Below are 20,612 nucleotides of genomic sequence, written 5' to 3' on the forward strand. Positions count from 1 at the left end.
CGTGTAACAACTGGCACAACAATCATTGTTTAGAAGGTTATAAATGGAAGACTTAGCAAAGGAAGAATTGTTTTCTCAGATAGAAGAACACTTAAAGTGCAGTGAACAAAGTTGGCTGTTGGGTGCAGGAATTAGCTTCGATGCTAAATTACCTTTGATGTATCCCTTAACCAACAAAGTTAAAAAAGACTTGGAAAACAAGCATGAAGAGTTGTTCAACGATATTGTTGTTCCTTTGTTCAATGAATTACCGCTGGAATGCCATATAGAACACGTACTCAGTCACCTAGGCGATTATGCTGCTTTAGCGGAAAGAAACAAGGAAAAGAAGACAACGATTAATGGCAAAGAAATAGAGTTATCTCGTCTTGAAGACATCCATTACGCCATTTTGGAATCTATTTCTAACGTTATTAGATGTGGTTATGTCGAAGACAAAGACGGTAACACAGTTGAAGAAGGTACATTATCTGAACCAATTGTTGATATCGAGGCTCACCTAAATTTCATTAATATGCTTTTCAACCATGCATCCGCTGGAGTTTATGAAAGAAGAAAAACGGTCAATATTTTTACTACCAATTATGACACTTTATTGGAAGACGCTTTAGCTCTGAATAAAGTTCCGTACTGGGACGGATTTGCAGGAGGCGCTGTAGCACATAGAACTCAACGATACGGCGAGCCTATTCCTTTGAACGGTCAACGCGCCAACGTAATAAAAATGCATGGTTCTATAGACTGGTTTCTATGTGAAAAAGGTTATGTATGGCGAGTTAGAGATAATGACCGCTACCCAGAAGTAAACCGTAGAGTTTTAATCTATCCCCAAGCGACAAAATATGTTGCAACTCAGCAAGACCCTTTTTCGGCACAATTTGATCTTTTTAGGAAGACTCTAAATTCCAATAGCAGTAATGTTCTCGCTGTATGCGGCTATAGCTTTGGTGATGAACACATTAATAACGAAATCGAATTTGCTTTGTCTAAAGAAGAAAATAAAACAGTACTCATCGCATTCTTGGAATGTAGAGATCAAACCCTCCCTAATTGCATTGAGAAATGGCGCAATTCAAGTTTTGGTCGAAGGGTTATCATCGCATCCTTACATGGTTTGTATGTGGGCAATGAAGGACCATTTACAAGAAAGGATGGCGATGACTATTGGTGGACTTTCAAAGGTGTCACATCAATATTAGAAAATGGATGCGAGGTATAACATGTTCACACCAGTTGACGAGTTGAGAATAGGACAAGTTGTTGAAGTATCAGGCACCAATATTAAAGTTGAGATATCTGATAAAATTTCCGAGTTGAATCGAACTTTTGATGGACGAGTTTATTCGATAGGACAAATAGGAAGCATGGTTAAGATTCACTATGGCCGAAAAGTAATTTTTGGCTTAGTAACCATGCTTAGAATGCGTTCAGAGGAATTAATTGAAGCTGGTAAACCAGTTAATGCAGATGCCGATCAGCGAGTAATGGAAGTTCAATTATTAGCTGAAGGTAGCTGGAATGCTGTTAAGGAAAAACTAAGCTTTCGCCGTGGTATTAAAACCTATCCTCTACCACAACAAGGCGTATTTCTTCTAACAAGTGAAGAAATAGCCTGTGTGTATCGCTCAGCTGAAGGAACAAGAGATGAAGAGGTCGATCCATTAGTTCCTTTCGCAACATACAGTGCATCGGAGTCAACTGCTTGCAGAGCTAATATTAATAAGATGTTTGGTATGCATTGTGCCGTTCTGGGATCAACAGGCTCTGGTAAATCAGGTACGGTAGCAGCCATTATTCACAGTGTTCTTTCCCATAAGCACAACCAAGTAGAGCTATCACCACAAATAGTAATCATCGACCCACATGGAGAATATGGTACAGCATTTAAAGAAAGAGCTATTCAATATCGTGCATACAATATTGCGGCTGGGCAAGATGAACAAGAGGAAATAAAACTCCCTTACTGGTTAATGTCTAGTGATGAATTTACTAATTTGGTAATTGGAAAAACAGAACATAGTGCTACTAGCCAAAATAACGTGGTTCAAAAGGCTCTCGCACATGCCCGGATGGTGGCATGTGGTATTGTGAAGCCTTGCCCTAATGAGTTTGGTACTGATGCGCTGGTTCATCTAATTAATATGGATGACCCGGATTTATGTGACGATAAAGATACGTCTGATATCTTAGAGTTTGACCGTGACAAACCGAGACCTTTTTCTTTGGACGAATTTGAAAACCATGTCCGATACATACAAGGAGGCAGAATAAACAAAGGTAAGCATGAGAGTTTAACTAATTCAGATTTAGCCAAATCTCCAGTTCCCTCTGTACTTGAGAAATTGAAAGTTCTTCGTAGAGATACTCGTTTGGCATTTATGATGAAAAACTGGGCAAACAATGGTGATATAAAATTGCATCAAGTTCTAAATCAATTTGTTGGGGCACCTCAACAAGCAGGTAAAGATATCAGAATTATTGATATTTCTGGCCTGCCTAACGAAGTCGCAGGACCTCTAGCAGCATTAATAGCTAGATTACTTTTTCAATACAAAGTGTTCCAAACTCAAGATGAAAAAGAAAAAGATCCCATTCTATTGGTATGCGAGGAAGCCCACCGATACGTTCCAGATCATGGGGAGGCTCAATACGCAGCTGCGCAGGGAGCGATACGACGGATTGCGCGAGAAGGTCGAAAATATGGCATAGGATTGATGTTGGTAAGTCAACGACCTGCCGATGTTGACAGCACTGTAATATCTCAATGTGGTACATGGGTAGTATTAAGGCTTACAAACTCTGCTGACCAGCAGCATGTCGCTCGCTTCTTACCTGATGGTCTATCCGGGATGGTTGGAGCCTTACCTATCTTGTCTCAGCAGGAAGCCATTTTTGTTGGGGAAGGGGCCGCTTTACCCTGTAGAGTTAAAGTTAAAGATTTGAAAGAAGATCAGTTACCTAAATCTAGTACCATTCCGTTTGCTTCTGGTTGGTCAAAAGGTCGATTAGATCTAGAAGAACTTGAAGATATATCTCGAAGAATGTGTTCTTAAGTTAAGTAGGATGCAATCTGTTAATTTATAAGCCATGATTCAATAAAACTAACAGATTGCTCCAAAATCAGGTTTGCGCTGCAGAACGACCAACTCCGGAAGGATGGCATAGGGTTTACTGGCCTGAAGAGGCCATTGCCATTTTGAAGCAAGGACATGTTACTGAAATAAGCCTCGATCATGATCTTGGCAACGATGAACACGGCACTGGCTATGATGTTGTTTTATGGATTGAAGAGGCGGTTGCAACTCAAGGTTTTCAACCACCGGTTATACGAGTTCACAGCGCTAATTCATCTGCAAGGCAGAAAATGGAGTTTGGGATTGCCAATATCAAACGTTTGAATATGTTGGGTTAACACCACATGACATGTATTACAGCGCTACCTGATATAGGAATAGAGGTTTCAAGAACAGAATCGCAATCTTGATCTGCAACGACGAAAATTGAAAGCATATCTATGAATCACACAGTTAAGATTCAAAATAATCGGTACGGAGATACGTTCAGCTCACTGTTTTTAAGGTAATAATCGTCCCAGCCACGAGTATCAAATGGAACTTGTTTACCTTGTATATCTATATGCAAATAACCTAGCTTTGCACCAACAACAGCTTTCGAACGAGCAATTGGCATCACAATCGCGTCTATCATCTTTTGAGCATCAGATTTTGAAGCGGGTTTATATACCAAAGCTACTTTATTACCTATCTTCATACACTTACGGCTAAAGGTTATATGTTTATCACCAACTTTACCATAAGCCTGACTTCTAAGTTTGCCTAATTCACATGTTGGTTTCTCTAAATTGACAACCCCAAATCGAACACCATAGTCAGTGTATTGATTTTCTCGGTTCGCATATAAAATAGCGATCAAATCGTCATTAGCACTGAATGCCGGATAAAATGAATGTGACTCTTTCATCCAAAAACTATCCAGTTGTGTCGGCCGGTTGAACTCTAAGTTGTATCCATACTTCGCACTTGCTACGAATCCATCACCGTTGAATTTTAACTGGCGACCAGTTGGCTTTTGATTCAATGAACCACGTTCAGGATCAACGAATCTTGCATTTCGCGTTTGAAGTGAACCATCGCGGTTGAAATACTCTCTGAGCCGGTACAACCCGTTTTCCAGTGTATGAGAACTTATCGAACCATCATCAAAGTGAGTAAACTTTTCTTCTTTATCATTCACGTAAAATGTCGGCTTTGGCGACGTGTTGTCATTGGCTTGAACACAAGGTTCCCCCAAACACATTGCTACTTTTTTCTCGCTCGTTGTTGAGCATCCACTGAGAGCCAATATAGACAGCCCAATTACAAACAACCCCTGCTTTTTCATAAATTACATTCACCTTTTTATTTTAAACCTAATAAACAACCTATCTTTGTATCTATCTGTTTTTTATTAGATTTTACCTTGCGATAAAATAAGACTCTGCCGTTAATCACCCTCTTAATCACTAAGATTAAAGACTCTGTACAACGAGTAGCGATCTCTTTGTTTTGCAGTAATTTTAGGGTTGAAGTAAAACACCGTATCGTCGCTTAATCGCTTGATATACGGGTTAATCGATATGCGCTGCTGATTATACCAGCCTGTAAAATAGGAAAGATTTTCCTTTCTCCAGAGGTCTTTGTGCCCATTCATTTTTACAGCTGGTACATAAAGGAATTGCTCAACCCCAGCAACGTTAGCAAATTTTATCTGCTCTATTGGAAAACCAATCGGCAAGTAAGTCTTAGCAGCCATATAATCGCCACCTTGCGGCACTAGCGGGATATAACCATTATTGTCGCGGATAAGCATAGGAATTCTGGCTGTGAGTGAGTAGCAAGGCGAATAGACAGCAGTACAACTCTCATCTGAAGTACTGGTCACTTAATTCTGTCCAAGAAATAAAAACCTTCTGAGCCCACTTTTTGATATTCTTCCTTCGCTTCACTTCCCATTGCCATTTTTATGGTATCTACAGCAATTCGGTTAACGTATTGTGCCTGAGTATCCAAGTCTTTATTGTTATCCACTTGAATAATTGTGTAGAGATATTGTTCGCCTAAAAGGGAATTATAGCCAGATCGCGAACCTTGTTGAGCTAGTAATCCCATCACCGCATCAAATGAGGTGATACTTCCTAATCCAGCGGCGACAACTGTAGCCACAGAAGAAGTATTAGCCAGTTCTTTGTGTGAATTTGTATCGTAATAAAACTTGTCTAAGTTGTTGGCATTACGTCCAGGTTCTATCCATCTTAGTGGATAGTAGAACCGTGTAGCTTCGGAAAATTCTTCCACATTGAGCGCATAGTCATCCGCATATTTACCCTGAGATTCAATGGACTCATTGGGAGTGCTTGCGCATCCAGATATCGCTAAAGTGAGAGCTGAAATCATGACGTTTTTTTTCATAGCACTATTTTTTGATGAGTTACCTAACATTGAATTTCCTATATTTATCAATAAGTAAACTTTTTGGCGAATGGCGTTTTGAGAAGCTTGATACCGAATGAATGAAGTCAGACCAACCCCACAACTTTCATTTTTAAATGAACTGAATTGCAACTATCATGACTATAAAAATTGCAGACAGTTTTATCGCAAAGACTATAGGTACCCTCTTATAGGTTTGATAAATTACCTCATAAAGTTCGTCCTGCTCTCTCTGCATGCTCTTTTCTTGAGACAATAAGACGCCATCACGTACCTTTTGAGCAATTCCTGGTTTCCACTGTTCGTACAGCTTTAGTCTTTCTGGAGAAGGAAGTTCATCAACGTAATTTCTGCCCCTGATAGAAGCGAGAATCTGCTCTACGGTTCCGCTCTTTCTTAAAAACACCCTCATTTGTCCCGTAAAATGTTATCAGTCAAATTTGGCATCTTGGTCGCTTTTAACCTTAGAATCTGGGCGAGTAATTCACTCGTTACTCCTTTTCCAAATTCTGAACGTAAGTGACGTTCCGGATAGGGTTGTAATAGTTCTTCAGATCCAATTTCGCCGCAGGCGTACCATTGGGCATTCAATCCATGTGCGTGGGCTATCATCCGACGCACAGGGTCGTTGTCGTCCATTTGCATCCTGAAGGGTAATTCTGTATCAGGCGCTAATTCATCAGCGGAAAACACACCATGTTCAATAAGGTATGAACGATCATAAAAAATCCCTAACGGGTAAAGTAGTAGCCCCGATTCTGACGCTGCATTTTTTAGCTTTGCGATAGCTTGAAAATCCGGTTCCACCATTTCTAACAGTGTCTTTGTGCGAGTATGGAACCATTCTTTATACTTAGTGTGCACACTTGCATTACGTTGAAAATACTCATTCGAATAAAGCAAACTAAGCGTATCAAAATATAAAACCTTCACTGAAACCACCTAGTTCGTATTAGGCATAGTTAAAATGGTGCTTCATGAAAAAGTCCAGATGACATCCTCTTTCTAACGCTCTTTCCTCAATTTGCTTCCATAAGAGTGGTAAATAGGCTTTCAGATCTTCCGCTTCCGATTGATGATATTCATCCTCACAGTCCCCTGCAGCAGCTTTTAGCCACTCTGAAGGTGTTAAAATAGTGAGCCCAAGATGAAAATATTCTGGAATGGCTGCCCGTATTGATTCTTCGCTACCGCTAGCAACATACATTGTGAGGCCTTCACCTGTTGCGTAATAATGGCTAACACCGATGTAGAACATATCAATACCTCGCTAACATATTGTCTAATATTAAAAATATTTATTACTGAAATGCAGCAATTACACGCTCTCTGAAATTTCCTAAGTTCAATTGACCAGAAGAAGCTGAGTATGCAGTTATGATTGACGGTTTTTCCAAACGTTCTTTATCCCAACTAAGCTGTGTCTTCCCAATATCAGTTTTTTTCTTTTGTTGATCAGAGAAATAGGCTCGATCTAACGAAACAGAAGCTTGAGGTCTATCTTGCCAATTATCTGGTTTGATAAATAAGCATGAGTCCGGAATATCTTGCTCGATCTGCTCAGCAAAACTCACTAGGCTTTCTTCAGCAAAAGTGTACAACCAAGCTTGCTGATTCGAGGATTCATGCGTTCGCAAAATTCGTCCTAAAACTTGCCTGAAATAAAGTTCTGTCTTCACAAAACTTAAATGGCAACAGACTTGTAGACGTGGGATATCGGTTCCCTCACTAATCATTCCGACGCTGATAATCCACTGAGTCGTTCCGTTTCGATACCCATTGATTTTTTCTAGTGGATTTTCATGATAGTAAGTGACTATCTCTGTACTTTGCTCATATGTCTCAGTCAAAACTTTCTGAATTTCGATTGCATGTCCTACTGATGAAGCAACAACCAAACCACCGGCATTAGGGTTATCCATACGTATATCTGCTAGCTTTTTGCAACCAAGGCCAAGTACATAAGTCATTGCATCAATATTTTGCAAAATGCTTTGATACGGAGTTGCTGATTGCTTTAAAAGGTCAGGAATTGACGAAAATGACTTTGATTGTCCACTTTCTGAAATAGATAAGCGATCATTATCAATTAGTACAATTTTAGGTGAGCGACAGACCTTATCGATAATCGCTTGCTTTAAACCGTATTGATAATCACAGTGGATACGACCTTCTGCGTCAGAATACTGTGCTAACGTAATTGGCAATAAATCTGAGCGCCAAGGAGTGCCAGATAGGGATAATGTAAACGCAGCAATCCCTTGAATTTGTCTCAAAATTTGCTCACCCCATACATTGGCATTTTCAATTTCATCACCTGAACAATGGTGAATCTCATCAAATACAACCAATACGCGGTGCTTTTTAATTGTTTCCCAAAAGCTATCTCTAAGGTATTTCATACTCTGATATGTAAACGATGCACCTATTGAACCAAGTCCACCGGAAAAAGAGCATCCCAATCGCCATGAAAAGGTATTTTTGATACCATCAGCAATCGTTAATGATGGCGAAAAACAGAGGACTAGGTCAATTTTGTCTAAGTCATACAGCCTTTTGGCAATTTCGGCAGCGGCCACCGTTTTTCCAGCCCCTGGAGTCGCCTGAACCTGAAAATGTGAATGTCCAGCTAGATACTTTTCTAAAGCCGATCCAACACACTCCTCTTGCCATAGTCTTAACATTTTACTTCCCCACAATTACTAAGCTTTAGGGCGTGATTAAGAACATTTATTTTGGCTAGATATCTAACAGAGCGTTCTCTAGTTTCTTCGGATAGTTTTAACAATGATGATTTCTGTAAAGGTAACCTTTCAGACAATAGTTGAAATTCTTCGATCTCAGCTAAAGCTATCGCAAGTTCAGCTTCATACTTTCGTCGTTCCAAAGTCAGCTCATCAAGGGTAAGTGCTTCATCCGAATTTTTTACGACTGTTTTTAGCTTTTGTTGCTTACGCTTTTTCGGTTTGAATACAGTTTCTTTAAACTGCTCTGATTTGTGGTATGTCCTTGTCCGCCCTTGGCCATTAGTCCAAAGCAGCCCTTTCTTTTCTAAAGGCAATAACTGACGATAAAGAAATTTACGCGCTTCCGTTATATCCTCAAATTCTCCCGTAATCGTTAGTAGTTCGTCCCTTAAGGCAGGAACCGTTAATCCATCAAGTCCTTTCTCGATGAATAAGGTAAAAATATATTCATTAATCGCTGTTTTCTTCGTCATAAGAGCTCAACTACGAACCAAAATGCGGATTATAGTCCGTGGCTATAAAATCCGCAATGAAGGATATTCTTTCATTTTGAGTACCATTAAAAATGAAAGACTTAGCGAAACGGTTTGGGGATAACTTACGTAGAGAGCGTAAGCTTAAAGGTATATCTCAGGATAAATTGGCTATTTCAGCAGACATCGACCGAAGCTATGTCGGTCGAATCGAAAGAGGAGAGGTCAACATCACTCTAGAAAAAGCGTACCAGTTGGCAAGTATACTTGGTTGCGATGTGCGTGATTTGCTGCCATAAGGGAAACCCTAACTATAAAATTTATAAACACCTATGGAAGTAAAATATTATTGGAGAAATCGAGAGATAAGGTTTTGCAAAACTACTGTCAGAGGACAATAAAATTTGATCGGAAACGTGCTTTTTCAAGCGATTCGTAGGCTATAAAAAACTAAAGTTTGATCATTTTTAAGGTACATTGCTACCCGAAACACGATGGAAATGACAATAAAGTCTGATCTATCCTCTAGCAAGGTTTTGGACAGGAATGAGTTACATTTTACCCTAAATTAGCATTTCATGGATTACTAAAGGTATTACAAAACCTCTCCTCTAGTGGCCAAATTAACCCATCTACTACAAAAGTATTATTTGACATTGTTACGCATATCAACCGCGATGGAATAAATTGTTTTATTCCCAATCACCTGAAGTTCTTTAAACCCTTTAGCATAGTCCCTCGTTCTACTATCGAATACTACTAAATATCCTAAATTTGAACCTGTATTCTCTTGATAATGTATGATCTGATCTTCACCAGATATGGCATATAAACTTGAGTAACCATTACCACACATCTTAAGCTCTACAACAACTTTTAATCCGCCAAATAACAAGTATAAGTCTATAAAACCAGCCCCAGCACGCTGTTCTGGCAAGATTGCTATGTTGTCCTTACCAAACTTTGCTGACAGAAATTGTATGAGTAATTGTTTCGCCATCTCTTCGGGCTTAGAACTCCATTTATATTTGCCTTTAGATTTATCAAAAGTCCAAAAGTGCATCCGAGAATTTGCCGATATCGCTTCTGAAAACTCTTTCAGTGCAGCCAGAATATCATCACTAGTTATTTGCATAAACAACTCGGGCTTAAAGTCTGTCGCTATTACTGCGTTGGGAATATTTGCAATACACTCTTCTTTTAAATCTTTTAACTCTTCAGTATCTGAAGTCGACTTATTTAAGTATTCCAAAGCCTCAAGATATTTATGTTGTTTCTGAAGTGCCTTACCGCAGATATAACAAAGGTTTGGTAGCTCGCCTAGTAGCTCAATTCTTTTCTTTAAGAAACTTTCCGCTTTGACCCAGTTCTCATCTTCCATATAAAGGACTGCAAGGTTATTTGCTGCTGGATAATTGAATGGATTAGTCTCCAACGACTTTAAGTAACTTTCTTCCGCATAATTTTTAAGGTCTTGCTTGTGATAAACCAGACCAAAATGAAAGTGAACCAAATCAATTAGGCCTCGATCATCTCTTTTTTCCAAATAAGCAAGAGAATCATCCAACAATTCAATGGTATCTGATGTAGAGTTAGATGATTTCATAGATTCTCTGAGTAAGACAGTACCTATAAGACCTGAATCTCCAAAGTTCAAAACTTCATCTAAAAGAGACTTACTTATCTGTTCATTAGCTTCATAGAACTCCGCTACTTTGGTTTGTAGGATGAATAACTTATCTGTAATTTCTGAAGCTATACCAATAGCCCTTTGCTTATAAAGGCTAGCTTTGTCATTAATGCCCAACTCGTTTGCATATACAGATGCTACGCTATATGAGGCATGTAGGCTTATTTCAGCACCGAAAACACCCTCATCTAGTTCAAAAGCCTCTTCTATTGTGTCTAATGCCTCTTTCTTCTTTCCCTGCCTATATAGGTAATTCGCTTTATCCTGTAATAGACTAGCTTTACCATGACGTTCAAGTAAATCACCTGAAGAAACTAGCTTTATACAGGTCTCCAATGTTTCCAAAGCAATAGTCGGATTACTCTTGGCCTGTATTTTCGACAGTGCTAACAAGTTAGCAATAGCTGCTTTCTTGTTGCCTGTCTCAAGATACTTATCAGCACTTAATTTACGATAATAACCTTTGTCTTCATCTGTACTGGATAGAGAGGCTAAGTCTTGATAAGTAACTGCTAAATGGCCAGCATTGACATTATCTTTATTGATTAGACTCTTATACAATATTACCGCTAGGTTTCTTTTTTCTTGTTGCTTCGCATACCTTGCTTTTTCAACAATAAAACCATCTAAGATCCAATCAGTTAAGCTATCTGAAAACTCACTCTCTAGTCGTTCAATGTAATGTACAGCTTGGTCTAATTCTCTCAAATGTGAAGAGAACGCAAGCCCTAGCTTTAGGTGGTTTTTTCTAGATTCTTTATCTAGCCCAACACTATCGATTGAACCAATGAGATCCAAAATTTTCCTATCTTTAATCTTCGATAAAAAGAAATTGTTCTCGATTAATAAAGATATTGCTTCTGAAGCTTCCCCTGCATCAATTTTGGCCTGTGCATCTTTAAGAACATCTTGTGCAATTCTTTGTGGAAGCCCTTGTAAGGAGTCATGAATCTTACGACCAATATCTACAACCTCTGGGTTTTGACTATCAATAGTTCCCAAAGCCCTTGAATCTGAAGTTGTCATGGTAAATCTATGTCCTGATTTATTCTGCTCTTTCATACGACCCTTACAAAGACTGCTAAATATATACTGATTTTCTTATAGTATCTGATTTTACAGATGAAATCTGTTGCGTTTACATCCACCTATTATGGTTCTTCTACAATTACTCTCATGAGAAAAAATAAGTCAAATTTAGGAAATAGAAATCAAATTCCGCTCTGGCGCACTATGGGGTCAAAGGTGACCCAGAGTGCCGCATGTGAAGGTTTTGGACAGAAACGAGTTTGTATCATTGCCGTAATACCGTGGCTATTGATAAAAATAACTAATGAAAAACAGGGTCATCTTCTAATTGCCATGCTTAAGTATGTGTTAAATTGAGTATAAGTACCCACACACATCACGGAACACTATGAGAACTGAGCAAGAAATTTTTGATGAACTAGAGGTAATTGCTGCCCAAGAAGGTTTCTGGGAAGTTATTGCTTTTTTCTGTTGGAAAGACACTTTTATTCATTTTTCTGGTGAAAAGTTGGACGCTGAAGCCTTCGCACAGGCATTTGATAGAACTCGCTTATCCAGAACTGAGCTTTCAACACTCATTGGTTTAGCTTGTAAAAGCGGATTCAGCGATCAGCAACTGAGCTTAGATGAATTAAAAGAAAGAGCGGAACATGTCTGGCATCTTCTCGATGAATTACATCATAGCTTTTATCCACCACTAGATTTTGCTGCCTTGTCTGAAAAATTTGGTTCCAAGGATGGTGATGATATCCCTAATTTTGGTGAGTTCATGCGAGAACTAGCCCCAAACAGAGATAAAAATCACTTTATGCGAGAAGCTATTTTTTACGGAGGGGATGGGGTTTTTAAACATCAATATAGAGATTTAGCCAAGCGTAGATATTCTCTTGATGAGGATTGGGTTGAGGCAAACAAAGGGTTCAAAATCCCTCAAGCAGTTGATGTTATTTCGGCTATAGAGCAAATTCAACTAGAAAAAGCCAATCAGTTAGCCTCTTCAGCAAAAAGCTGGCCATTGCCATACCACCTACCTATGTTCATTTTTACTATCTCTGAAGTTGTAATACGAAGTGGTTTAGGCGAAGAGGTTGTCGAGGCTGTGATCGCAGCTTTATCAGCCAAGCCCGAAGAAGGAATGAAATGCTTTAAATCTGTGGATGATTTTAATCATAAGAATGCGTTCCCTATAATAAAAATTGGTGAAGACACCTTCGTCAGTTTTCAAGCCTACAGTTTATGGGAGGCTCTTTATGAAAGCCCATTCTTTTGGTTTAACGAAGACAAAGCTTACAAGTCTATTGCAAGCAAACACAGAGGTGCTTTTACTGAGGATTTTACCGCTGAACGCCTAGCATTAGTATTTGGTAAAGAGAATGTATTAACCAATATCGATATCTTCGATGGTAAAGGCAAAGCTGGCGAAATTGACGTTTTAGTCACATTTGGTCGTTTCGCGATAGTAGTACAAGCCAAGTCCAAGAAGCTCACTATTGAAGCTCGTAAAGGTAACAGTCAGCAGCTTGAAGGTGATTTTAAGAAAGCGATTCAAGATGCCTATGACCAAGCTGACTTGTGTAGCCAACTGTTGCAAAAAGAAGGTTATATTTTCAAAGACGAATTTGGCAACGAAGTTAATATTCAATCAGATTTCAAGACGATATTTCCTGTTTGTATCGTATCAGATCACTTCCCAGCTCTTGCTGCCCAAGCTCGGCACTTTTTGAAATATAAAACAACCAATGTAATAAAACACCCTTATGTAATGGATGTGTTTTTAATGGATATGATTACAGAAATGTTACCATCTCCTCTTTGGGTCATCGACTATCTTAATAAACGGAGTGACTATGGTGATTCAATTCTTTCTAATCATGAACTAGTAATTCTTTCAACTTACATCAAACAAAACTTATACTTTGAGGAAGATCCAACGCTAGTTATGCTTGACGATGATATTTCCACAGATCTTGAATTAGCTATGTTAGCCAGAAGAGATGGTCATGATGGCCCCAAAACTCCTGAAGGTTTTCTCACAGTTCCTAGAAAGTCTCATGTTGGAAGGATTATCGATGATATTGAGTTTTCGCCAGATTATTGTCTTCAGAAGCTAGGATTACACCTTCTATCTATGAGTGGTAATAGTATCGATCTACTCAATAAAGCAATTTCAAAGATGATTACTCAATTTAAAAAAGATCATCAGCACCATGATATATCTCTTCCCTTGTTAGAGGAAAAAACTGGCTTAACTGTCCATTGTAATGAAGATGACAATGATACTGCCTATAAGAGACTGGTTACACATTGTGAGAAACGAAAATATACATGCAAAGCAGAATCTTGGGTTGGATGTTGTTTTAGCCCAACTAAAGATAAGTTCCGATTTGCTTCATACCACGAAAGCAAGTGGAGCCAATCAGATGAGATGGATAGTTTAGTTGCGGATCTTAAGCCTATTTCACCAGAGCATCACATAGAAGACGTAAGAAAAATTTCCTTTGGTAAGCAGCCGCAGATAGAAGGTAAAAAAGTTGGAAGAAACGAACCTTGCCCATGCGGCAGTGGTAAGAAATATAAACGATGCTGTATACCATAATTCTGATTTAGTGGTAAAAATCCAGTCGCTTGTGAGCCTCGCATTCATCGCGAGGCTTGTTCGTATTAGAATTGCTTATTGATTAAAATAGTATTTAAAACCCATTTTGGGGCAAAACCTTCTTAGAACTATTACATCCACAACGTGTCCACATACGAATGTATTCACGGGCAAAAACACCATATGTATCGCTTCAACTAAACAGGTTCCGTACACAAAGGCCACAGCCAACACCGACCAACTTCTTGGATTTATATCCAACTTTTTGGCTCGATAACCAAATAATTGTATCGGCGTATACTACTATCATCCTACCTAGCTGATTTTGCAGAAGAAAGTTAATGGCACGCTTACTGCTTATTGTCGTGATAATTAGTATTTACTTTAGGTATTTGTGTGTCGTATAAAACCCTTCCACTGTCGGAAGTAATGTCCCATGAATTCGGGTTGATAGAGGGCAACTTCCACAACCTCGCGGAAGCAGATATCGCCTCTGCCATTCCTGCTCATCTTACCTTTGAGCAGCTAAAACAACACCTCCACGAGGGTAAGCTCGTACTCGTGAGTGATACACCTCAAACTCCCGCACTTCTGAGTTACAACGACCCAATTGGTCCTAAAACATGGCGGCTGAACTCTGAGGTTATCTCTGCATTTTCGGATAATGCGGCTGAGGAGTTGTTAGCAAAAACGAAAATCCCCAGAGCAACGGGAGGGTACAGTGCGCGTATTGGAGATACCGCGATACTCGAACAAGCGTATACGCCGCAGCCAATCGCAGTCGAAAGTGAAGAGGAAATCAGCAAGGAATTTGAGTACAGCTTCGAAGTTGGCTGCTCGGATGCCACCATAAAGAAAATGGTGCACAGTGACTTTGCTTTAGCGAAAACTGAAAAAGAGAACGCGGTAACTCGCTGGGAACAAACCAATACCGAGCAAGGCACCCGCTACACAACGTTATGTGTATTTGATGAGCCAAAGCGTTTAAATATTCACATAGCTGATGACAATCTCGGGCTGACGCCACTTGAAGCCATCACACTACAAAAAGCTGGCAGCCATAAAACTGAGGAAGGTTTTATACCTGTTGTCCCTGCTGTGCTATTGGGCGAACGTTTAGGCTTGCCGACAGAGGGCTATTACTACCACTTTAATGATGGTGAACTGGTCCAAGAGTACAAAATTCTCGGACAAGAAAAATGGGCGTTTTACGCTACGCGATCGACACAAGAGACGCTCAATGACGAGCGCGGTTTTACCAAAGACCAAAGCGCTATATTGGTGTATTGGAAGTTGGCCAACCAAGTCCTTGAGAACCAATACATCGTTTACCTTGATCGCCAAATCACGCGTGAAGAGCTCGATAATCTCAGTGAAGATTGGCTGAGCGAAAACGGGATAAAGTTGGATATCCCCGCACTGTTTGATGCGGTCAAACAGCCGGAAGAGGCACGCTCAGACAATATCGACGATGAGACCGAAGCCGAACAGACCGCAGCGACGCACATCGTAGTTGCAGGGGAAAACTGGCAGAGCATAGCTGAACGGTATGGTATGGGTGCTAAAGCCTTGCTCTCGCTTAACCCTGTGTTTGAGGCCGACCCTCTATCACTCGCAATTGGTGATGAAATAGTTGTTGCAGAAGCACAGCAACAACAAGCACCGGACAAAAAGAACACTTTTCCGCCTCTGCACCCGCAAACCTACAACAACATCCGCAACAGTCATTACCAACACAGCGATACATTGCTTGGGTTGACCAAATACCGAGCCATCAACGCCGCTGATTTCGTCGAAGGCGACGTAGCTATTCTTAACTTAAAAGACGCCACAAGCTCGCTCGTGTTCGCTAAATCCTGCACCAGGCCAGAAGGGTGTATTGAAATTGGTGACCAACAAGAGTCAATCAGTAACTTCGGCCCTTGGTCATTCTTCTTTGCGCAAGCAAATGCGACCCCAGCTGCTTTCATGCCTGCCATTCAAGCAACACAAGCACAAATGGCCATGGGAAGTTCCGCAGCTGTCGCGGGCTCACCAGAGCAAACGCAACAAACCCAAACCGCGGCGATGCAGTTGGATAAACTGTCAGGTACATTGAAAGATAAAATCGTTGAGGGCTACCGCTGGCAAGTAGAAGGCATTGGCGCTTTGTTTGCCATGCAGCAAAGCTTGTTTGGCGATAACACCCAATACACAGACCAAGATTTACGCCAAGTGACCACAGCGCAAAGCCGCGTTCGTGTCCACATTACCGAGCCCCAAGATGGGGAGTTTTACCCGCATGTGCAGGGCTATCACATAGACGATACCCGCATCCCTATCAAATACGTGAAACAAGGGATCAATGGCCAGCTGTCCGTTGTGATTGAAGAGAACGGACCAACCATCTATTGGACACCAGAAGAAAACGGTGAAGCAAGTTGGCAAACTACCCCCGATCATAGTGATGGGTTTGAAAAAGACGATATACTTGTCACGCCAATTCACTCGGATAGTGATGCAAACGTCACCGTTACGCCTGCGCCAGAAGAGAAAGACTGGCGCGATGCGATCTTGGTATTCCCTGAAAGCTCAGGCATTGCACCGCTCTATGTGGTTTACAAAGAAAGCCCGAGAGATAAGCCCGGAGTTGTTACTGGTAAGGGCGAAGATATCTTTGGTATCTGGTTAGCTGATGCGGGTAAAGATTTTGGTGCTCCAATACCCTCCCAAATTGCTGATAAGCTAAGAGGAAGAGAGTTCAGTAGCTTTGATGCATTTAGAGAGGGATTTTGGTACGCCGTTGGTGAAGACCAAACTTTAATCAACCAGTTCAGCCGTGCGAATCAACGTTTGATCAAGAGAGGCCGCTCTCCTTTTTCGCAACCAAGTGAACAAGTTGGAGGGAGGCAAAGGTATGAGTTACACCACAAAGAAGAGGTACAGCATGGTGGAGAAGTATTCCATGTAGATAATTTATGTGTCCTTACCCCGAAACGACATATCAGCATACATAAGGATCAATAATATGAAGCTTGTAATTAAAGATGCCTTACAAGACTACACCGAGGCGGAATTCTATCGCTTCTTAGAAGAATTTTTTGAAGACACCGACACTAACGATTTAGATGATGAAGCTTATGACTTGCATATATCAAATCTATCCGCTCATTTTTCAGAGTTAGTATCTCACCCTGATGGTAATGCTTTGATCTTCCACCCTTCCCCAGATAGAGAGGACTCTCCTGACGGTGTTATTTTAGAAATAAAAGAGTGGTGCGCTAAGCAAGGAGAACCTTGCTTCAAAGAGTAAAAAGTAAAAGCCGCTCAAAATCCTCTTGTGTCAGAACCTTATGGTTGCTCTCGGTGAACTCAATATTTTGTCCATTGCGATTGAAGATAACGTACCAACCATCAATTGGACGCCAGAAGAAAACGGTGAAGCAAGTTGGCAAACTCCCGATTCAAGTCAATTTATACCTGCGAACCTTAAACGGATGATGGATGGCAAAGCTCCTCGAGCAAGGTTTAAGGATACCGTTGAGGGAAGACGTTCTTTCTAAATGCACCATGTTGAATAAATACAACATGGTGGTTCTGTGTACGATGTTGATAACTTAAGAGCCCCCGTAATACAACACGAGGATTGACAACAATAGCATTAGAAGAATGGATTACTTTTAGTAAGGATAAAACCAATTAACAGGATATGAATGAGTATTTACTCTGTCTTATAATGGGGCAAAGGCGTGTTTGCTATAGTCGGTTCGCAACACCTCTGCCAAGTGAACTGACAGAGGAAAAGTGACAAACTTTATTGTAAATGATCAGACTTTATTGGACTCGTTCAAACTATATTGTCTTCTGACAACTAATCTAGTTTTTCACGCGTTTTAAAGTCTAAAACGTTACTGTTCATTCCCATATCTTGAACATCAATCATCAACTCAACATGTTTTTTTTCATCAGGAATCTGCCCCCACATGGCAACATTCATTTGATGCATTCTTACTGCTTGCTCTTTTATACGCTCTTTATAGCTCTCTAACTTTGAGTTTTTCGACGTTAATTCTGCCTTGAGCATTTTTATTTCAACCTTAGCTTTATCTAGATCATTTTTAGCTTTAATGTATAAAGGATGCCTACGGATGTCATCATCAAACACACCTTTTACAGGACCATATTTACGAGCAGCTTCAGCGCTCAGAATATCTTCCTTTAGTTTTGGATAACGTTCAGGTTTAACTACACCATTCGATAATCCAGCTTCCTTCTCGACATTTGAAACAGTAATTTTCAACTTATTGGCTTTAAGTTTCTGTTTTAATTCCCTGTGGGTTGGCCTTTTGGCAACAAGGCGTGCTAATGCGTCTCTTAACTGCCTCTCGGTCGGGCTTAATTCAGTTTCATCTGTCATATCTTACACTACCGTTTTTGTTGGTATAACCAAACTCAACACATCTTCTGCAAATTCATACTTATCATGCTCGAACTCTAAATCATCCATTATTTCTTCAGCAGCTTTTACTTGCATATAGTATTTGGTTGCAGCACTTGAATTTAACTCATTGTTTTCTTTTAAAAACTCAATATTTCTCATCGCATCCATGCGTGATACTTCAGCGTAAACAGCATTTTCAATAAAGTCATATTCACAGTCAACACACTCAGTTAAATCAATATTTATACGCATTGAGCATTGGGTGTTGGTGCAATACATACCAGGAGCAACAGCGTGTAAATGAGCTTTACCATTGGTCAACAGATCTATCCAGTACTCCGTTGACAACTTGCGTTTATTTATTCCATCTTCAAAATAGCTTTCACCTTCACGACTGATTGCTTGACCTTTGCCTCCGGCAATACGTTCACGGTTTGCCATTTTTTGATATATACGAGCAAAAATCTCAGCCTGTTGCGTGATCCGCTCTTTTTGAATTTCGCTGTAAATTTTTTCAAATGAAAAGGCGTTTCGAGCATACCAGCGTGTCATCGCCATCGACAAATGCGACAACTGTTGCTTCAAAGCCGGGAAAGAACACAACTCATAGCCAATGAGGTAATATGCAAGTGAACGTCGCAACTGATGACACGTAAAGTGAAATTTGTCACCTTGTTTAAAAGATGTCTGGGTTGGATCTGATGTTTGTAAATAGCCCATATCATCTAATGTCAGAATAGAATCAACGTTGTTTTTATTAAAATTATTTACGACACCTTTACTCAACGCAGACTTTCCTACAGACTTGAAATAGGTAACCTTTTGCAAGTTTGCGAACATTCGATGACTGTCATTCTCAGCAAACCTGTTTCGATAAGGTGTATGAATGGCATTTAACACATGAAAGGCTTTCCAACCAGTTTCAGTGGTAACAAAAACATCATTTTTGGTTTGACTGTTGAGTGTAATTTTTGATTGGCGTGTTGTTAGAAAGTAAATTTGTTCCTTGCCTGTATCTGACTCATCGCCATTTTTATCAAACTTCTTTTCTTGCGCTCCATATACAGGACTAATTCGATACAACTCATCTATCCTCATCCCTGATAACGCCAGACATAACCACGAGGCCTTTGCACTAAGGCTAACTAAATACCGTCTAAATTTACCCCAGTCATAAAAAGTATCACCGATGTACACATTAAAACGGTGAAATTGTGAATCTTTTAAAAGAATACGAGTTTTAAGAGAGGTGAATATTTCCATCCATCGTGGATTTTTGCCTTTATCGACTAAAGCAACTCCCTCGCTTTCTAATGCTTGAGTGAATCGCGACCAGTTTTTCTCATAACCCTTTATAGGTTTATATCTCTTTCCATTTCTTATATCTGAAAGTCTCCTTTTTTCTTCATATTTATAAAAGGAAAACATCTGCTCAACCGCTTGTTCGATTTCATCTCTTAATCCATAGGCTTTTGCAATCCCTTCGCTATACTCCGTTAATGCCGCAAAATATATCCGCGGAGGGATAACCAATGTTCCTTCAGTGTCATCAGGTCTTGCGTTAAACATTTTATGCGTTAGGCGATTAAAATTAACAGCAAAGGGCAACAAACCTTTTAAAGCGGGAAGATAATTTAACCCAGTAAACACTTGGGGGTTAGACATATCAAATAATCCATCTTCAACCAAAGTTTCTAGATGCTTTTGGTTTAACTCTTCAAAAGACGTAATGCCACGATTAAACAGTTTAACAATACAATTTCGCAAACGATCTATCTTGCTTTTGAGAGAACTTAACTCAATATGTTGACCTGAAAACCACATATCCGCTACAGCGACACACTTCACTTGATTAACTAAATGACGTTCATTTTGACGAAGTACAATGACGTTATTACCTTGTTCTAACTTTATATTAAAGTAAATATTTGACTTATTTTTTCCTTTATAAGCAGACTGTGCCAACATCCAAGCATCTTCCCCAAACAAGATTGTCTTTCTCTCATCTTGATAGACCACCATTTTGTCCAACTCTTCCCAATTACCTCGCAGTAGCGCAGGGAAAAGCACTTGCTGCAAATAATCTTTTTGACCACCAATGGAACGCATGGCATCTAAAGTTAATTCTAAATCTTGCGAATTTTCAAAAGACAACATAAGTATGTTCC

At 39.9% G+C, this 20,612-nt stretch carries 18 protein-coding genes; 8 read left to right on the top strand and 10 right to left on the bottom strand.

Annotated features, from left to right (window positions below; translation table 11 throughout):
* The first annotated feature begins 43 nt into the window (after nt 1-43).
* From IX95_RS12555 to IX95_RS12565, 3 genes are read left to right on the top strand one after another with little or no spacing between them, the layout of a single operon-like run.
* Nucleotides 44-1,219, top strand: a complete 1,176-nt coding sequence (locus IX95_RS12555) for an SIR2 family protein (RefSeq protein WP_038160579.1) — start codon at nt 44-46, stop codon at nt 1,217-1,219.
* 1 nt (nt 1,220) lies between these two features.
* Nucleotides 1,221-3,053: an ATP-binding protein gene (locus IX95_RS12560; RefSeq protein WP_038160581.1), complete on the top strand. Its 1,833-nt coding sequence runs from the start codon at nt 1,221-1,223 to the stop codon at nt 3,051-3,053.
* Between the two features lie 56 nt (nt 3,054-3,109).
* The gene (locus IX95_RS12565; RefSeq protein ID WP_038160583.1) at nt 3,110-3,412 is read left to right on the top strand and encodes a cyclic-phosphate processing receiver domain-containing protein; all 303 of its coding nucleotides are present in this window, start codon (nt 3,110-3,112) and stop codon (nt 3,410-3,412) included.
* A gap of 122 nt (nt 3,413-3,534) precedes the next feature.
* Here the strand turns inward: IX95_RS12565 and IX95_RS12570 are convergent, their stop codons facing one another.
* The 7 genes from IX95_RS12570 to IX95_RS12600 form a co-directional block, all read right to left on the bottom strand.
* A complete protein-coding gene (locus IX95_RS12570; RefSeq protein WP_038160585.1) occupies nt 3,535-4,401 on the bottom strand; it encodes a hypothetical protein in 867 nt (288 codons plus the stop codon).
* A 114-nt stretch (nt 4,402-4,515) separates the two neighbouring features.
* Nucleotides 4,516-4,941, bottom strand: a complete 426-nt coding sequence (locus tag IX95_RS26850; RefSeq protein ID WP_235202633.1) for a hypothetical protein — start codon at nt 4,939-4,941, stop codon at nt 4,516-4,518.
* Nucleotides 4,938-5,498 carry a hypothetical protein gene (locus tag IX95_RS26855; protein WP_235202634.1) on the bottom strand — a complete coding sequence of 187 codons (561 nt, stop codon included), beginning with the start codon at nt 5,496-5,498 and terminating at the stop codon, nt 4,938-4,940. Before IX95_RS26855 ends, IX95_RS26850 begins: the two co-directional genes overlap by 4 nt.
* A 399-nt stretch (nt 5,499-5,897) precedes the next feature.
* Complete coding sequence (locus IX95_RS12585) at nt 5,898-6,422, bottom strand: hypothetical protein (RefSeq protein WP_038160589.1); 525 nt, start codon at nt 6,420-6,422, stop codon at nt 5,898-5,900.
* A 19-nt stretch (nt 6,423-6,441) separates the two neighbouring features.
* Nucleotides 6,442-6,747, bottom strand: coding sequence for a hypothetical protein (locus tag IX95_RS12590; RefSeq protein WP_011149152.1), 306 nt, complete (start codon nt 6,745-6,747; stop codon nt 6,442-6,444).
* A 43-nt stretch (nt 6,748-6,790) separates the two neighbouring features.
* The gene (locus IX95_RS12595; RefSeq protein ID WP_038160595.1) at nt 6,791-8,173 is read right to left on the bottom strand and encodes a DEAD/DEAH box helicase; all 1,383 of its coding nucleotides are present in this window, start codon (nt 8,171-8,173) and stop codon (nt 6,791-6,793) included.
* Nucleotides 8,167-8,709, bottom strand: a complete 543-nt coding sequence (locus IX95_RS12600) for a hypothetical protein (RefSeq protein ID WP_011149150.1) — start codon at nt 8,707-8,709, stop codon at nt 8,167-8,169. Before IX95_RS12600 ends, IX95_RS12595 begins: the two co-directional genes overlap by 7 nt.
* Before the next feature lie 92 nt (nt 8,710-8,801).
* On the opposite strand from IX95_RS12600, the gene IX95_RS12605 reads away from it, so the two are divergent.
* A complete protein-coding gene (locus IX95_RS12605; protein ID WP_011149149.1) occupies nt 8,802-9,008 on the top strand; it encodes a helix-turn-helix domain-containing protein in 207 nt (68 codons plus the stop codon).
* 347 nt (nt 9,009-9,355) lie between these two features.
* Here the strand turns inward: IX95_RS12605 and IX95_RS12610 are convergent, their stop codons facing one another.
* The gene (locus IX95_RS12610; protein WP_152562028.1) at nt 9,356-11,461 is read right to left on the bottom strand and encodes a tetratricopeptide repeat protein; all 2,106 of its coding nucleotides are present in this window, start codon (nt 11,459-11,461) and stop codon (nt 9,356-9,358) included.
* A 355-nt stretch (nt 11,462-11,816) separates the two neighbouring features.
* Between IX95_RS12610 and IX95_RS27060 the strand changes: the two genes are divergently transcribed.
* The 4 genes from IX95_RS27060 (at nt 11,817) to IX95_RS26660 (ending at nt 17,566) form a co-directional block, all read left to right on the top strand.
* A complete protein-coding gene (locus IX95_RS27060) occupies nt 11,817-14,024 on the top strand; it encodes an SEC-C metal-binding domain-containing protein (protein ID WP_038160605.1) in 2,208 nt (735 codons plus the stop codon).
* A 429-nt stretch (nt 14,025-14,453) separates the two neighbouring features.
* Nucleotides 14,454-17,030 (top strand): T6SS effector antibacterial DNase, encoded by a 2,577-nt coding sequence (locus IX95_RS12620; RefSeq protein ID WP_038160608.1) that lies wholly within the window; start codon nt 14,454-14,456, stop codon nt 17,028-17,030.
* 1 nt (nt 17,031) lies between these two features.
* Nucleotides 17,032-17,316: a bacteriocin immunity protein gene (locus tag IX95_RS12625; protein ID WP_038160611.1), complete on the top strand. Its 285-nt coding sequence runs from the start codon at nt 17,032-17,034 to the stop codon at nt 17,314-17,316.
* A 40-nt stretch (nt 17,317-17,356) separates the two neighbouring features.
* Nucleotides 17,357-17,566 (top strand): hypothetical protein, encoded by a 210-nt coding sequence (locus IX95_RS26660; RefSeq protein WP_234352380.1) that lies wholly within the window; start codon nt 17,357-17,359, stop codon nt 17,564-17,566.
* Between the two features lie 308 nt (nt 17,567-17,874).
* Here the strand turns inward: IX95_RS26660 and IX95_RS12635 are convergent, their stop codons facing one another.
* Both IX95_RS12635 and IX95_RS12640 read right to left on the bottom strand, forming a co-directional pair.
* The gene (locus IX95_RS12635) at nt 17,875-18,420 is read right to left on the bottom strand and encodes a hypothetical protein (RefSeq protein ID WP_038160614.1); all 546 of its coding nucleotides are present in this window, start codon (nt 18,418-18,420) and stop codon (nt 17,875-17,877) included.
* 3 nt (nt 18,421-18,423) lie between these two features.
* Nucleotides 18,424-20,601 (bottom strand): integrase, encoded by a 2,178-nt coding sequence (locus tag IX95_RS12640; protein WP_038160619.1) that lies wholly within the window; start codon nt 20,599-20,601, stop codon nt 18,424-18,426.
* Nucleotides 20,602-20,612 lie beyond the last annotated feature (11 nt).

Origin of the sequence: Vibrio sp. B183, assembly GCF_000740665.1 — a bacterium.
GTDB classification, from domain to species: domain Bacteria; phylum Pseudomonadota; class Gammaproteobacteria; order Enterobacterales; family Vibrionaceae; genus Vibrio; species Vibrio coralliilyticus.